The following is a 15,348-nucleotide window of genomic DNA, read 5'->3' as shown; positions in this document are numbered from 1 at the left end:
ATGGCAGTTAATACAGAAAAAAATAGTTATACGGTAATCTTTGCCGTAGTAATGGTGGTTATTGTGGGGACACTATTGGCATTTTTTGCCTCCTCACTTAGCGGTAAGATAAAGGAGAACGAAAGGCTGGAAAAACAGCAGAATATCCTTTATGCCATGGGCGTAAATGAAAACGAGGACGAGGGTAGTGTCAATTTTGTATCTACTGATAAGGTTGCCAGTGAATTTGATAAGTATATTAAGGAACAACTTGTTATTGAAGGTGATCAAATTACCGAAAACGATGAGGCTTATTTGATAGACCTTAAAAAGCAGGAAACTGCAGCCAAGGCCGGAAACACTAGAAAACTTCCTTTGTTCATTGGAGAGAAGGATGGTGAGAAATATTACATTATTCCCATGAGAGGTAAAGGTCTTTGGGATGCTATTTGGGGTTTTGTGGCCTTGGATGATACCATGACCGTTCAGGGTGTATTTTTTGATCATAAGGGAGAAACCCCAGGTTTAGGTGCAAATATTAAACAGCGTTATTTTATGGACGACTTTAAAGGGGAGTCCATACTTGACGGAACTGAATATGCAGGAATAGCTGTTGCCAAAGGTAATAACGATCCTACCAACGAAATCAAGGACGATAACGAAGTTGATGCTTTGGCCGGAGCAACTATTACTGGTGATGGCCTATCCGCAATGATCAAAGAAAGCGTAAACCTTTATAAATCCTATTTGGAAACCATAAGAACTAATAAATAAACAATGGCACTACTTTCAAAAAAAGATGCAAATCTTATATTAGATCCATTAGCGGATAACAACCCAATAACCATTCAGGTACTAGGGATTTGTTCGGCTTTGGCGATTACCGCAGAATTAAAGGCTTCTATTGTAATGGCCGTTTCCGTACTATTTGTAATGGGTGTGGGTAACGTGGTAATTTCGTTGATGCGAAATATTATACCCTCCAAAATTAGAATTATTGTACAGTTGGTTGTGGTAGCAACACTGGTAATTATAGTGGATCAGGTTTTAAAGGCTTTTGCCTATGAGCTTAGTAAAACACTTTCGGTTTTCGTGGGGCTGATTATTACCAACTGTATCATTATGGGGCGTTTTGAGGCTTTCGCCTTGGCCAATGGAACATGGAGGTCCTTTTTGGACGGAATAGGGAATGCAGCAGGTTATGGGGTAATATTGGTTATTATTGGATTCTTTAGGGAGTTATTGGGTTCTGGCACCCTGCTTGGTTATAAAGTATTGGGAGATCCTATTGCAAAAACAGGATTGTACGCTATTGGCTATGAAAACAACGGATTTATGTTGTTGTCTCCAATGGCCCTTATCGTGGTAGGACTTATAATCTGGGTTCAGCGTTCAAGGAACAAGGCGTTAATAGAAGAAAACTAGTAGTCACAATAAGAATAGAATGTTATGTTAGAACATGTAGAATTATTTTTTAAATCCATATTCATAGATAATATGGTGTTTGCCACGTTCTTAGGAATGTGTTCTTATCTTGCCGTTTCTAAAAAAGTGACTACAGCCGTAGGTCTTGGTGCAGCGGTGATATTTGTACTCGCAGTAACGGTTCCTTTAAACTGGTTGTTAGATCAATATTTGTTAAGAGATGGGGCTTTGGAGTGGTTAGGACCTGAATATGCAGATTACAACCTTAGCTTTTTGTCGTTCATCCTTTTTATTGCAACCATCGCCACTATGGTACAGCTGGTTGAAATTGTTGTGGAGAAATTTTCACCGGCACTTTATAACTCCTTGGGGATATTTTTACCACTCATTGCGGTGAACTGTGCTATTTTGGGTGGATCCTTGTTTATGCAATCAAGGGATATTCAATCTTTAGGGTTGGCCTTTAATTATGGCCTTAGCTCTGGAATCGGTTGGTTTTTGGCTATTTTGGCCATCGCGGCAATACGCGAAAAAATTAGATATTCAAATGTTCCGGCCCCATTAAGGGGATTAGGGATAACCTTTATTACTACCGGCCTTATGGCTATAGGTTTCATGAGTTTTGGAGGTATGTTGACAGGCGGTGACGAAGCTCCTAAAGAGGGAGAAGAAAACACTGTTCAGACATCGGAAGAAGAAAAAATTATCGAGGAGGCCAAAGAGAATACGGTTTCGTTTAATAACGCTATAATAAACGAGTAGAAATGATTTTAGCTACAAGCACAATTGGAACAATAGTAATAACGGTAGTGGCCTTTATGGTATTGCTTTTATTATTGGTAGCACTATTGCTGTTTACCAAAGAAAAATTATCACCATCTGGACCGGTTACCATTACCATTAATGGTGAAAAGAAACTGGAAGTTGGTTCTGGAGGTTCTTTATTGACCACTTTGGGTAACAAGAAAATATTCTTGCCTTCTGCCTGTGGTGGAGGTGGAACCTGTATTCAGTGCGAATGTCACGTGCTGTCTGGAGGTGGAGAGGCCTTGCCAACAGAAACCCCTCATTTCTCTAAAAAGGAATTAAACCACGGGGCCCGTTTGGCCTGCCAGGTAAAAGTGAAGCAGGATATGGAGATAACCATTCCTGAAGAGGTATTTGGTATTAAAAAATGGGAAGGTACTGTAGTACGGAACTATAATGTGGCTTCCTTTATCAAGGAATTTGTTGTTGAAATCCCTGAAGATATGGACTACAAGGCTGGGGGGTATATACAGATTGAAATCCCTGCCTGTGAAGTTAAGTACTCCGATATCGATATTACTGCTCACCCTGAAGAGCACGAGACACCGGACAAGTTTCAGGCAGAGTGGGATAAATTTAATTTATGGCCTTTGGTGATGAAAAATCCGGAAACTGTGGAAAGGGCTTATTCAATGGCGTCCTATCCTGCAGAAGGAAGGGAAATTATGCTGAATGTGCGTATCGCTACACCACCTTGGGATAGAGCTAAAAATGGATGGATGGATGTTAATCCTGGAATTGCATCATCCTATATTTTTAACCTTAAGAAAGGTGATCCCGTTACCATTTCAGGACCTTATGGTGAATTCTTTATCAATGAGTCCGATTCTGAAATGTTGTACGTTGGAGGGGGAGCCGGAATGGCCCCGATGAGATCGCACCTTTATCACCTTTTCAAAACTTTAAAGACCAATAGAAAAGTGACTTACTGGTACGGTGGTAGATCTAAGAGGGAATTGTTCTATTTAGATCACTTCTACCAACTGGAGAAAGAATTTCCTAATTTCAAGTTTTATCTTGCCTTGTCAGAGCCTCTACCAGAGGACAACTGGAAAGTGAAGGAAAATATTGATGCACCTGGTGATGGTTTTGTAGGCTTTATCCACAACTGTGTAATTGAACACTACTTGGATCACCATGAGGCTCCAGAGGATATTGAACTCTATTTCTGTGGACCTCCATTGATGAACAAGGCGGTGCAAAAGATGGGTGAGGACTTTGGTATCCCTGATGAGCATATTAGATTTGATGACTTTGGAGGTTAACAATCAATCTCTAAATAGATAAGGCCTTATAGGTCCAGCAGTAAAGACCTGTCAGCTTTAAAAACTTGACAGGTCTTTTTGTTTTATAAGTTTAATGCAGTGATTGTTTTATCCAAAATTCAATAGTGAGAATAAATGAGTAAAGCTTTAACAGATCAGGAATTGCACAATTTGGCAATGAATATAGTTGGCAAGCAGTTGGAAGCCGATGGATTTGAGTTTATGGGTGTTAACAGTAAGCCTAAAAAGAATCCGCAGTTTGTTTGTCTAAAAAATAAAAAATTGCATTTCATTGTGGTCAGAAGTGTTACATATCCTAATGATCCCAAAGATTATGACGTCTTCCTTATGGATAAAATCAAGGACCACGCACAAAAACAAAATGCAGAAGCCTATTATGCCGGAGTAGGCCTCTATAATGCCGAGGATAGAAACTTACCGGTTTATTTAAACGAAGCTTATATCTTGGAATACGATGGACTTATTAAAGTATAGATTTTACGCTGTTTCACTTTGCTTGGTTGCCATCTTTTTTTTAGGATGTAAGTCCAATGGCAACGTTTGGGTGAAAAACCACTCTACTGGTGGAGCTTTGGGAACCTCATACAGCATTATTTATTTTGCTAAGGTAGAATTGGATTATGAAAAGGAAATTGATTCTGTTTTCCAGGCCATGAACCGTTCCATGTCTACCTATGTGCCTACTTCAGATATTTCCAAAATTAACCAAGGCGATGCTACGATTGTCGTGGATAAGATGTTCCAAGAAGTTTTTGGACTGTCTGCTAATGTCTTTAAGGCAACAGATGGCTATTTTGACCCTACTGTGGGAACCTTGGTCAATGCTTGGGGCTTTGGACCGGGAAAAGAGCTAAGAATGGATAGCACAAAGGTAGATAGTCTGCTAGAGTTCGTAGGTTTTGATAAGGTTGAAATGACATCCGATAATAGGATTTATAAGGCCAACCCAAATATCTATTTCGATTTTAATGCCATTGCCAAGGGATATGCTGTAGATAGAATAGCGGTTTTATTGGAAAATAAGGGTATTACAGATTATTTGATAGAAGTAGGAGGGGAGCTTGTGGCCAAGGGAGAGAATAGGATGAGAGATAAAAAATGGGTCGTGGCTATTGATGACCCTATGATGGGTACTGTAAGGACTTCCAGAAGAACGGTGTACATGAAAGACGTTGCTATGGCTTCTTCCGGCAATTATAGAAAGTATAAGGTAGATCCAGCAACAGGGGAGAAGTATGTGCATACTATAGATCCTAAATCCGGTTATACTAAAAACTCCAATATTTTGGCTGCTACCGTTATGGCTAATACCTGTGCTAAAGCAGATGCTTTTGCTACGGCATTTATGGCTATGGATTTGGAGAAATCAAAGGAGATACTTACCGGGAATGCGGAATTGGAGGGGTATATTGTCTATTTGGATGCAGCCGGCAAGGTTATGGAATATGTGACCCCTGGATTTAAAGCTAAAGTTATTGAGTAATTATTTGGAAACTATGGGGATTATTTCCCCCTTGGCCAAGCGATAGGTTTCCACGTCTTTTGCAGGTAATTCGTTGGTGTAATCTACCTCATTTACCTTAAAGCCTATTGTTCTTAGCTTGTCAAAATAATCCCGCCCATAAATGCGTACATGATCATATTGCCCAAATATCCTGGCCCTCTCTTTTTTGTCCGTAATGCTATTGTCTTCAAATGTCTCTGATCTGTTTAGGTCTTGTGGAATTTGAAATACGCCCCAGCCTCCAGGTTTAAGTACTCGGTATAATTCTTTCATGGCCAAGGTATCGTTGGGGATATGCTCCAATACGTGGTTACAAAGAATTACGTCATAGGAATTGTCCGGGAAAGGAAGGTTACATATGTCGGCCTTGACATCGGCCAAGGGTGAATTTAAATCCGTGGTGGTATAATTTATGTTTTTTAGTTTTTTAAATATTTTGTAAAAAGCTTGCTCTGGCGCAAAATGAAGTACACTTAAGTTTTCCTTGAAAAAATTAGTTTCATTCTGTAAATAGAGCCACAAAAGTCTATGGCGTTCCAAGGAGAGGGTGGAGGGGGAGAGTACATTTTCACGTGGATTTTCGTACCCATAAGGTAGAAAGGCCTTGAACGATTTTCCATCAATAGGGTCGGTGTAGCGCTTGCCTCGCATGCTAAATGCCAGAATGGGTCTAACCCAATAGCTTATTTTTATTAGTATGGGCCTAGGGACGGCATTTAGGAAGTATTTAAATAATTTTTTCAAACCGTATATATAACGTATTCAATGTAGGCTAGTTGGTTATACCATTATGAATATAGAGACAACAGTGCAGACCGAAAAAAAAATTAGGGTTTGGTTTGCTGTCTAAGATGAAATTGTTGGTGAAATATTAAAATCAAAACAGCCCTAGATTGGGCTGTTATTTGTTTTAAAGGACCAATGCTTTTTGTCTAAACTCGGATTCCTCATCACTTTCTATCCCCAAGGCTTCGTATATATAGGCAAATGTAGATAGTATTTCTGGCTTGCCGTCCACTATGGCTACATCGTGCTCAAAGTGGGCACTTGGTTGCCCGTCTGCCGTAAGAATGGTCCAACCATCCTTTAACTGTTTTATACGGTGTGTGCCCATATTGGTCATAGGCTCAATGGCCACAACCATTCCTTCCACAAATTTCTTTCCCCGACCGCGCTTACCGTAGTTGGGCATTTCCGGATCTTCATGCATTTCCCTACCAAGTCCGTGACCAACTAATTCCCTTACAACTCCGTAACCATGACTCTCGGTAAATTTTTGAATGGCATAACCAACATCTCCAACCCTGTTGCCTACTTTAAATTCCCGGATTCCTACATATAATGACTCCTTGGTTACCTGAAGTAATTTTTTTATTTCAGGAGAAACTTCACCTACTTCAAATGTATAGGCATGGTCACCATAAAATCCATTTTTTAGGGCACCGCAGTCAATAGAAATAATGTCGCCTTCTTCCATTGGGGTGTCATTTGGAATGCCATGGACAACCTGGGAATTAGGGCTCATACATAGTGAATTGGGGAAGTCGTACAACCCCAAAAAACCTGGTTCCGCACCATGATCCCTGATAAATGTCTCGGCTAAGGCATCCAATTGTAATGTGGTTACACCGGGTTTAACCTCACTGGCCAACATCCCCAAGGTTTTACTAACGATCAATGCACTTTCACGCATTAATTCGATCTCCTCTAAACTCTTGATCTTTATCATAGAATGCAAATGTAAAACAATAGTTTTAAACCTCCATCTTGTTTGAAGGTTGGCCTATTTTATTTCTCGTAGACATGGGTTAGACCAATGCCTTTCTTGTCATCAACTCAGGTTGTGGCACACCAATTAATTTTAAGATAGTAGGAGCAATATCGCCCAAGACACCATCCTTGATGCTTTTTAATTCATTGTCCACTAAGATTAATGGTACTGGGTTGGTGGTATGTGCCGTATTTGGACTGCCGTCCGGATTTACCATAGTTTCGCAATTTCCGTGATCTGCAATGACCAAGGTGGTGTATCCATTCTCCAGACCTGCAGTTATTACGGATTCGGCACAACTGTCTACGGTTTCGCAAGCCTTGATGGCTGCATTCATATCTCCTGTATGACCAACCATATCAGGGTTTGCAAAATTAAGGCATACAAAATCTACTTCGCCCTTTTTCAGTTCCGGAATAATGGCGTCACGAATTTCATAGGCGCTCATCTCTGGTTTTAAATCGTAGGTAGCCACTTTGGGTGAAGGACATAAAATACGATCCTCACCATCAAAAGGGATCTCCCTACCACCATTAAAGAAGAAGGTAACATGGGGATATTTTTCGGTCTCGGCGATCCTAATTTGTTTTTTCTGGGCATTTGCCAAGGTTTCTCCCAATGTATCCTTTATGTTTTCCTTGTCGTAAACCACTTTTACCCCCTTAAACGAGTCGTCGTAGTTGGTCATGGTAACATAGTACAAGTCTAATTTATGCATATTATGTTCATGCATATCGGTTTGACTAAGTACTTGGGTAAGCTCCCTACCCCTGTCTGTCCTAAAATTGAAAAAGATTATCACATCTCCATTTTTTATGACAGATTGCGGAGATCCATTTTCGTCGGTAAGCAAAAGAGGTTTTAAAAATTCATCCGTAATTCCAGATTCATAGCTGGCCAAAACAGATTCTTCTATGTTGGCTGTCTTTTGGCCAACCCCGTTAACCAACAAGTCGTACGCCATTTTCACCCGTTCCCATCTTTTATCTCTGTCCATTGCATAATACCTACCTATTACACTGGCCAATTTTGCGTTTTTATCGGCGCAGTATTCGTTTAGGGCATTAATGTATCCAACTCCACTTTTAGGGTCAACGTCCCTACCATCCGTAAAGGCGTGAATATAGGTGTTTTTGAGACCGTATTTTTCACTGGCATCAATTAGGCCTCTTAGATGTGAAGTGTGGCTATGAACCCCACCATCACTTAAAAGTCCTAAAAAGTGTACGGGTTTGTCATTTTCTTTAGCGTATTGTAAAGCCTCCTTTAAGACTTGCTCATCTTTAAGGGTGTCCTCCTCTATCGCCAAATTAATTTTGGCCAAATCCTGGTACACAATTCGACCTGCTCCCAAATTCATGTGACCTACCTCACTATTGCCCATTTGACCTTCCGGTAAACCAACGTTCATGCCGTCGGTCAGAAGATTGGAATTGGCGTATTTGGTATACAGTGAATCTATAAAAGGGGTATTTGCATTTTCTATAGCGGAAACTTTGGGGTCTGGAGATTTACCCCAGCCATCCAAAATCATTAAAATTACTTTCTTGTTCATAATATGATTGTTATTCATGCCAAAAATAAAACTATTGCCTATGTATTGCTAAGATTTTGGACACCTTTTTACTAAAAATCACTAAGAAGGGAGCTTATGTTTCGTGTACAACTATTTTAAATGGCAGGATTCTGTTAAAATTATGTTATAACTTCTATATGTGTGAAACAAATTGATCTTGTTGAAGTCTATTATAGTAATCAAAAACTATTCATAATTCATCAATTAAATCTTATTCATCATGAGAAAAACGATCTTAACAACAGTCATGGCCTTTTCACTATGCGTTAGCGCGGTATGGGCCAAAAGTAGTGTTACCTTTAATTCTGTTAATGAAGCAGTGTTAATGGTAAAGGCAGATGATATTAGCTCTTTCTGCAAGGCAATTATGCAAGGGGATATTGAAACGGTAAAGCGATTAATTGAGTTGGGGGAGGATGTTAACAAAAAATCTATGGGAAAAACTCCTGCAATTTTTGCTGCTCGGTATAATAAAACCGAAATTTTGAAGCTTCTTATAGCAAACGGGGCAGATTTAAAGATCAAATGTGACAAAGGCTTCAATGCCAAAAAGCACGCCGAATTATCCAATGCCAAGGAAGCCCTGGAGATAATAAATCTAAGTCTTAAGAGCTAATAGAAAGTAGTGGTCCATAAAAAAACCTATCGATTTTCGATAGGTTTTTTTATGGATTAAATTTGCTTTTATAGTGTTCAAGTAAAAGAGCAAATCTGACTTTTAGAATTCGAATCCTGTAAAGGCCCTAAACAAAAATGCATAAAGTGCCATAGTTAACATTGCAACACAGAAAACCGAGTAAATCTTTAAAAGGATTACAACAATTTCTGGTTTACAATTCTCGAATGCCTCTAAATAAATGTTCTTAAAATGTAATAAAGTTCCCATATAGTTTCATTTAAGTGTTTATAAATCAAAGCTATAAGGGTTAAATTGGGACGGTTAGAAGATTGGGATCTGCTGCAAGATACTAAAAACTATTGAATTTCAGTGTTTTGCGTAAATTAATTTAAATTCTTACCGTTTCTATATTTGGCAATGGCCTCTTTAATCTTTTCTATTCTGTTTTCTGGGTCGGGGTGGGTACTTTGAAATTCGGGTACCCTATTTGGTCCTGCTGCGGCTTTTAATATTTCCATTACAGTAATCAATTCATTAGGGTCGTAACCAGCTTGTAACATTAAGAGTACTCCCAATTCATCACTTTCCAATTCATCTTCCCTTCCATTGGTCAATAAGGTATTTTGGCCAATTTGGGCAACTATATCCCCAGCATCCGCACCAACGGAAGCCCCCATGGTAACGGTTTGCCAGAAGTTACCATCGGCAATCCTTTCAGCGGAATGTCTTCCTATAACATGACCTATCTCATGGCCAAGAACTCCTGCGAGTTGGGCCTCGTTTAATTGGGAGAATAGGGCATAGGTGACAAATACTTGTCCGCCCGGTAGGGCAAAGGCATTTATAGTCTGCTGGTCGGCCAACAAATGGAAATCATATTTATAGGGGGTTTCCCTAGCGATACTGCTGTTTACCAATTTATGACCTAGTTGGTCAACAAAGGATTGTAGGCGTTCATCAGGATAAAGCCCTCCAAACTGTTGGGTAACTTCAGGGGCACTTTGCAGGCCTATGGCGATTTCCTGATCTGTACTCATGTCAATGTTCTGGATCCTTCCGGTATAGGGATTTTCTTCTTTATTACTGCACCGTTGGATATAGGCAAATGCAACAATGGCCAGCCCTATAAATATTCTTATTTTCCAACTTCCCCTTCTCATTATTTAATGGTAATTAAAGATAGGTTGAGTGCTTATAACAGTTTTGGATTTATATCCAACATATTGTTTTGGATATAGCCTTTTAAGAAACCAGAGGTAAAATTTTCTTTGCCTATGATGTCCTCTTCCAGAATTAATTTGAAAATGTTTTTTCTTCTAAACGCCTTTAACATTGGAATGGAAATAGGGGCGTAACTGTAATGCCATGGTTCGTACTTAAAACCTTTTCTTTTGGGATGATCGGTATACACTAGGTAATACCCATATTTGTTGGCATTTTCATCCATCCATTTTTTTAGTAATTCAAATGGCCCCCCTTCCCCAAATTTTTCAGGAACCAAAACGTCTCCTGTGGTTCTAGGGTAACCATCAATTATATCAATATCGGTTCCCCAATGATGCCTGCTTGTACCGGGGATAGTAGAGTATTCAATTATCTTTTCAATGGCCCCCAATTTGGTTAGGCCCCTATCTTCGGTATATTGCAGATACTTGCGTTCCCATATCGCCTCTTGACGATAAAAACTACGATAACTAGATACAATTTTAAGATCCATACCGTCACTATAAGCAGCCTTTTTCATTTCCAAAAATGAGTCGTGAGCTGCTTTTCTTAAATTTATGTCCTTACCATAGAGTTTAATGTCCTCTTTGCCCATTAATTCCGAGATGGAATATTCTGTTTCTTGTGAGAGGCTTATTCCGGGCACTATGGATAAGGCTAATCCGGCATAACTACTTTTTTTAATAAAAGATCTTCTTTGCATAAGGCACTAATAAATTATGAACAACGCAATCCAATTAACTTATTGATTACAAAAATACTGCCACCTTTTAAATTATAGGATTACTTTGAGGCAAAAGGTGCAATAATTGAATTGATCGTAAACTATAAAGGTACTCATTTTAAATAAGATTTGGGTTTGCTTCTCTCCCAATTGCTTAAATGGATAGAGTAGGTGAGAACTGTGTATTTTGCCATTGTGGGGAGTTAAATTAGAAGCTTAGGGTCAACTTATTAATTTTAAGAATTACATGGAAGAACATAAAGAAAAATTAATTCTTTACCGTTTGTGATAGATATAAATATCCTTGATGTCTTATTTTTAAATCCTTTAAAACTATGATGTAAAAATACACCCCTGAAGGTAAGCCTATATTCCCCTTTACCACCATATCCCTATTGGAAAGCCCTTCAAATTCATCATTATAGTTTTCCTTGTAATAGACTAAAACCCCATAGCGGTTAAAGATTTGAAGCAGGTTGTTGGGAGACTCTGCGATGCCGTCAATAACAAGAAAGTCGTTCTTCCCATCACCATTAGGGGTCAAGAAGTAATTACCTAATTCTATAGTGGTAAGTGTTTCGTTCATGTCAATAGCTCCCCCAATGGTGATAATTTCATATTCATTCGGAATAAAGGTTGCGGAAGTAATAGACCCAGAGGAAAATGATCCTTCCAGTGCCGTATTTCCTAAATTCATCCATTTCAATTGTTTTTTGCTCCAACCCACTACGGTGAGGTCACTAATGTATTCTCCCAGTCCTCCAATATTACTGTAATCATCCCAGCTTAGGGTGGCGTTCACAGGGGCATACCCTTCCAATCGCCAGAATTCCTTGTCACTAACCCCAGAGACGTTTAGGTCCAATGTACTGGTATTAAAATTGTTATCCATGGACAAAGGACTATTGGGGTTTTCAAAAAAATAGGCACACTTAAAAGTGTTTTGGGACTCGGTAGTGGAGATGCTCAAAGAACGAATACGATCCTCATCACCTACGGGAAATGTAAAATTCTCCTTGTTTTCTGCGGACACATAGCCGTCTACTTTTGTACGGTTGCCCTCCCCAACAAAAAAGGAGTTTTCGGAAAATTTTAGGTATGCACTGGACCGATCTTTTGGAGTATATAGATTTCCGTTTATAAAATTAAAGTTGTTTTTTATTTCTACTGGAATGTCCAGATAGAGTCCGTCTTCAATTGAAACTTCGGTATCGTAAAAAACAGGGGAGAAGGCGCCTGAAATGGAAAGTGTCTTTTCTTCGTTATAAAACCCTACCAAACCTAAATTTTCATCAAAAGTCCCATCGTTGATTACATCCATATGAAAGCCCACCATGGCCGACTCATGAACTTGCATGTTGCCATAATTATGCACTGCATCCTGGCTATGGCCTAACAATGTCACAGCCAGAATGAAGATAGTGGTTATATACTTTATGGTGTTCATTACTCCTTTTATATTTTTAATACCTCTTCCTAATATCCAGAAGACTTATCTGTCTCCTTTGTCTTGAGTAGAGTTTTTTTAATATTATTAAAGTCGCTATTAGCTTCCTTCGAAAATTAAATGCCAATTACTACCGTCACTTTGAAGCCAATAGGTGTGTTTTTTGTCTAGTTTATTTTCCCTGTCTCCTTTTTCATTGATGTATTTAATACTGGTCTTATTCTTATCAGCATCTTCCATTATTTTCAATACATAAACCTGTCCAAGGTTCGATGAAGACGGGGTTGGTAGCGTTATTACATCATTTTTTCCATAAACAATGAGGGTGAAATCATCGCTAGCCAAGGTGGTACTGGAACTGGTAGTTCTAATATTACGGACAAACGATCCCCCTTTGGCATCTTCTCCGGCCGGACCTTGGGCGCCAGTGTCTCCTTTTTCACCCTTGTCTCCTTTTTCACCTTTTTCTCCGGTCGTACCCGTGGCTCCAGTAGCACCGGTATCTCCTTTATCACCTTTCTCTCCTTGGATACCTTGGGCTCCGGTTGCACCTGTTGCGCCAGTAGCTCCAGTATCACCTTTCTCACCCTGAATTCCCTGAGCTCCAGTATCACCTTTTTCACCTTGGATACCTTGGTCTCCTTTGGCTCCGGTCGCACCTGTAGCACCAGTTGCACCTGTGTCACCTTTTTCACCCTGGATTCCTTGGGCTCCTGTGGCTCCAGTTTCGCCTTTCTCTCCAGTTGCTCCAGTAGCTCCGGTCTCACCTTTTTCTCCGGTTGCACCCGTTGCACCTGTATCTCCTTTTTCACCTTGGATACCTTGGGCTCCTTGAGCACCAGTAGCTCCGGTATCACCTTTCTCTCCAGTTGCACCCGTTGCACCAGTATCTCCTTTGTCGCCTTTCTCACCCTGAACTCCTTGTTCTCCTTGAGCTCCAGTGTCACCCTTGTCACCTTTGGCTCCAGTATCACCTTTTTCACCCTGGATACCTTGAATACCTTGCTCACCTTGGGCTCCAGTTTCGCCTTTCTCTCCTTGGATTCCTTGCTCACCCGTTGCACCGGTATCTCCTTTGTCTCCTTTTTCTCCGGTCTCACCTTTTTCACCTTGGATACCTTGGGCTCCTGTATCTCCTTTGTCACCTTGGATTCCTTGCTCACCTTGAGCTCCAGTTTCACCTTTTTCTCCTGTTGCTCCAGTAGCTCCGGTCTCACCTTTTTCTCCGGTAGCTCCAGTGCCTCCTTTTAATCCTTGTTCTCCTTGAGCGCCGGTTGCTCCGGTTGCTCCGGTTTCACCTTGAATACCTTGCTCACCTTGATCTCCTTTAGCTCCGGTCGCACCAGTCTCTCCTTTATCACCTTTGGCTCCAGTATCACCTTTATCACCCTGGATACCTTGGGCTCCTTGAGCACCAGTAGCTCCGGTTTCACCTTTGTCGCCAGTGGCTCCAGTGGCTCCAGTAGCACCTGTAGCACCGGTTGCACCTTTGGCTCCAGTGGCTCCAGTTTCGCCTTTTTCGCCAGTTGCTCCAGTATCACCTTTCTCACCTTGAATACCTTTCTCACCTTGGGCTCCCGTATCTCCTTTGTCACCTTGGATTCCTTGCTCACCTTGAGCTCCAGTGTCACCCTTGTCACCTTTGGCTCCGGTCGCACCAGTAGCACCAGTGTCACCTTTTTCACCCTGAATGCCTTGTGCTCCGGTTTCACCTTTCTCACCTTGGTCGCCTTTGGCTCCAGTTGCACCAGTATCTCCTTTCTCTCCAGTAGCACCCGTTGCTCCAGTAGCACCGGTATCACCTTTTTCTCCGGTTGCACCCGTTGCACCGGTCTCACCTTGGATTCCTTGCTCACCCTGAGCACCGGTATCTCCTTTGTCTCCTTTCTCACCTTGGATACCTTGATCTCCTTTGGCACCGGTTGCACCAGTGGCTCCAGTAGCGCCGGTTTCACCTTTTTCACCAGTGGCTCCAGTAGCACCTGTTACACCAGTTTCACCTTGTATACCCTGGATTCCTTTCTCACCTTGTGCTCCTGTTTCACCTTTCTCACCTTGGATTCCTTGCTCACCTTGAGCTCCAGTTTCACCTTTTTCTCCAGTTGCTCCAGTAGCTCCAGTGTCTCCTTTTAATCCTTGTTCTCCTTGAGCGCCGGTTGCTCCGGTTGCTCCGGTTTCACCTTGAATACCTTGCTCACCTTGATCTCCTTTGGCTCCGGTCGCACCAGTCTCTCCTTTATCACCTTTGGCTCCTGTAGCACCAGTAGCACCGGTATCACCTTTTTCTCCGGTTGCACCTGTAGCACCAGTAGCTCCAGTTTCACCTTTCTCACCTTGAATACCTTGATCTCCTTTGGCTCCTGTAGCACCCGTGGCTCCAGTATCACCTTTCTCACCCTGGATACCTTGATCTCCTTTAGCTCCTGTATCTCCTTTATCACCTTTGGCTCCGGTCGCACCTGTAGCACCAGTATCTCCTTTTTCACCAGTGGCTCCAGTTTCACCTTTCTCACCAGTAGCACCAGTCTCACCTTTTTCACCCTGCACTCCTTGTTCTCCTTGAGCTCCAGTGTCACCCTTGTCACCTTTGGCTCCGGTTGCTCCGGTTTCACCTTTTTCACCCTGAATTCCTTTGGCTCCAGTAGCACCTGTATCTCCTTTGTCACCTTTCTCACCCTGAACTCCTTGAGCTCCAGTGTCACCCTTGTCACCTTTTTCACCTTGGATACCTTGTTCTCCTTGAGCTCCAGTATCTCCTTTCTCGCCTTGGATACCCTGGATACCTTGATCTCCTTTGGCACCAGTAGCTCCGGTATCACCTTTTTCTCCGGTTGCACCTGTAGCACCGGTATCACCTTTTTCACCTTGGATTCCTTGATCGCCCTTGTCACCTTTCTCTCCGGTAGCTCCAGTATCACCTTTCTCTCCAGTTGCTCCGGTTGCACCTGTAGAACCAGTCGCACCGGTCTCACCTTGAATACCTTGG

18 protein-coding genes are annotated in these 15,348 nt (G+C 41.3%); 7 read left to right on the top strand and 11 right to left on the bottom strand.

Going from position 1 to position 15,348, the window contains the following annotated elements:
* The 6 genes from EHW67_RS13490 (at position 1) to EHW67_RS13465 (ending at position 4,980) form a co-directional block, all read left to right on the top strand.
* A complete protein-coding gene (locus tag EHW67_RS13490) occupies positions 1-753 on the top strand; it encodes a Na(+)-translocating NADH-quinone reductase subunit C (protein ID WP_126162921.1) in 753 nt (250 codons plus the stop codon).
* Positions 754-756: 3 nt separating this feature from the next.
* Positions 757-1,404, top strand: coding sequence for an NADH:ubiquinone reductase (Na(+)-transporting) subunit D (locus tag EHW67_RS13485; protein ID WP_126162920.1), 648 nt, complete (start codon positions 757-759; stop codon positions 1,402-1,404).
* A gap of 24 nt (positions 1,405-1,428) precedes the next feature.
* Positions 1,429-2,166, top strand: coding sequence for an NADH:ubiquinone reductase (Na(+)-transporting) subunit E (nqrE, locus tag EHW67_RS13480; protein ID WP_126162919.1), 738 nt, complete (start codon positions 1,429-1,431; stop codon positions 2,164-2,166).
* Between the two features lie 2 nt (positions 2,167-2,168).
* Positions 2,169-3,476 (top strand): NADH:ubiquinone reductase (Na(+)-transporting) subunit F, encoded by a 1,308-nt coding sequence (gene nqrF / locus EHW67_RS13475; RefSeq protein WP_126162918.1) that lies wholly within the window; start codon positions 2,169-2,171, stop codon positions 3,474-3,476.
* 135 nt (positions 3,477-3,611) lie between these two features.
* Positions 3,612-3,971 carry a Na(+)-translocating NADH-quinone reductase subunit F gene (locus tag EHW67_RS13470; protein WP_126162917.1) on the top strand — a complete coding sequence of 120 codons (360 nt, stop codon included), beginning with the start codon at positions 3,612-3,614 and terminating at the stop codon, positions 3,969-3,971.
* Positions 3,952-4,980, top strand: coding sequence for an FAD:protein FMN transferase (locus tag EHW67_RS13465; RefSeq protein ID WP_126162916.1), 1,029 nt, complete (start codon positions 3,952-3,954; stop codon positions 4,978-4,980). Before EHW67_RS13470 ends, EHW67_RS13465 begins: the two co-directional genes overlap by 20 nt.
* Here EHW67_RS13465 and EHW67_RS13460 read toward each other — a convergent pair whose 3' ends face one another.
* From EHW67_RS13460 to gpmI, 3 genes are all read right to left on the bottom strand, one after another.
* The gene (locus EHW67_RS13460) at positions 4,981-5,745 is read right to left on the bottom strand and encodes a class I SAM-dependent methyltransferase (RefSeq protein ID WP_126162915.1); all 765 of its coding nucleotides are present in this window, start codon (positions 5,743-5,745) and stop codon (positions 4,981-4,983) included.
* A gap of 166 nt (positions 5,746-5,911) precedes the next feature.
* Positions 5,912-6,730 (bottom strand): type I methionyl aminopeptidase, encoded by an 819-nt coding sequence (map, locus tag EHW67_RS13455; RefSeq protein WP_126162914.1) that lies wholly within the window; start codon positions 6,728-6,730, stop codon positions 5,912-5,914.
* Between the two features lie 79 nt (positions 6,731-6,809).
* The gene (gene gpmI, locus EHW67_RS13450) at positions 6,810-8,327 is read right to left on the bottom strand and encodes a 2,3-bisphosphoglycerate-independent phosphoglycerate mutase (protein ID WP_126162913.1); all 1,518 of its coding nucleotides are present in this window, start codon (positions 8,325-8,327) and stop codon (positions 6,810-6,812) included.
* Positions 8,328-8,568: 241 nt separating this feature from the next.
* Between gpmI and EHW67_RS13445 the strand changes: the two genes are divergently transcribed.
* A complete protein-coding gene (locus tag EHW67_RS13445) occupies positions 8,569-8,964 on the top strand; it encodes an ankyrin repeat domain-containing protein (RefSeq protein ID WP_126162912.1) in 396 nt (131 codons plus the stop codon).
* A 102-nt stretch (positions 8,965-9,066) separates the two neighbouring features.
* Here EHW67_RS13445 and EHW67_RS20925 read toward each other — a convergent pair whose 3' ends face one another.
* The 8 genes from EHW67_RS20925 to EHW67_RS20780 all read right to left on the bottom strand — a co-directional run.
* Positions 9,067-9,234, bottom strand: coding sequence for a DUF6747 family protein (locus EHW67_RS20925; protein WP_317126880.1), 168 nt, complete (start codon positions 9,232-9,234; stop codon positions 9,067-9,069).
* 116 nt (positions 9,235-9,350) lie between these two features.
* Entirely contained in the window at positions 9,351-10,127 is a 777-nt protein-coding gene (locus tag EHW67_RS13440) for a M48 family metalloprotease (RefSeq protein ID WP_126162911.1), read from the bottom strand.
* A gap of 32 nt (positions 10,128-10,159) precedes the next feature.
* Positions 10,160-10,894, bottom strand: coding sequence for a M15 family metallopeptidase (locus tag EHW67_RS13435; RefSeq protein WP_126162910.1), 735 nt, complete (start codon positions 10,892-10,894; stop codon positions 10,160-10,162).
* A gap of 289 nt (positions 10,895-11,183) precedes the next feature.
* The gene (locus EHW67_RS13430; protein WP_126162909.1) at positions 11,184-12,362 is read right to left on the bottom strand and encodes a gliding motility-associated C-terminal domain-containing protein; all 1,179 of its coding nucleotides are present in this window, start codon (positions 12,360-12,362) and stop codon (positions 11,184-11,186) included.
* A gap of 99 nt (positions 12,363-12,461) precedes the next feature.
* Positions 12,462-12,602 (bottom strand): hypothetical protein, encoded by a 141-nt coding sequence (locus EHW67_RS20575; protein ID WP_202911994.1) that lies wholly within the window; start codon positions 12,600-12,602, stop codon positions 12,462-12,464.
* 56 nt (positions 12,603-12,658) lie between these two features.
* Positions 12,659-13,579, bottom strand: a complete 921-nt coding sequence (locus EHW67_RS20570) for a hypothetical protein (RefSeq protein ID WP_202911993.1) — start codon at positions 13,577-13,579, stop codon at positions 12,659-12,661.
* 30 nt (positions 13,580-13,609) lie between these two features.
* On the bottom strand, positions 13,610-14,344 hold the full coding sequence (locus EHW67_RS20565; protein WP_202911992.1) for a hypothetical protein: 735 nt from the start codon (positions 14,342-14,344) through the stop codon (positions 13,610-13,612).
* Between the two features lie 147 nt (positions 14,345-14,491).
* A partial coding sequence (locus EHW67_RS20780; RefSeq protein ID WP_317126879.1) for a hypothetical protein occupies positions 14,492-15,348 on the bottom strand: 857 nt, incomplete at its 5' end.

The sequence above is a fragment of the Arenibacter aquaticus genome (assembly GCF_003957295.1).
Classification (GTDB): Bacteria; Bacteroidota; Bacteroidia; order Flavobacteriales; family Flavobacteriaceae; genus Arenibacter; species Arenibacter aquaticus.
This window is presented reverse-complemented; position numbering and strand designations above follow the sequence as displayed.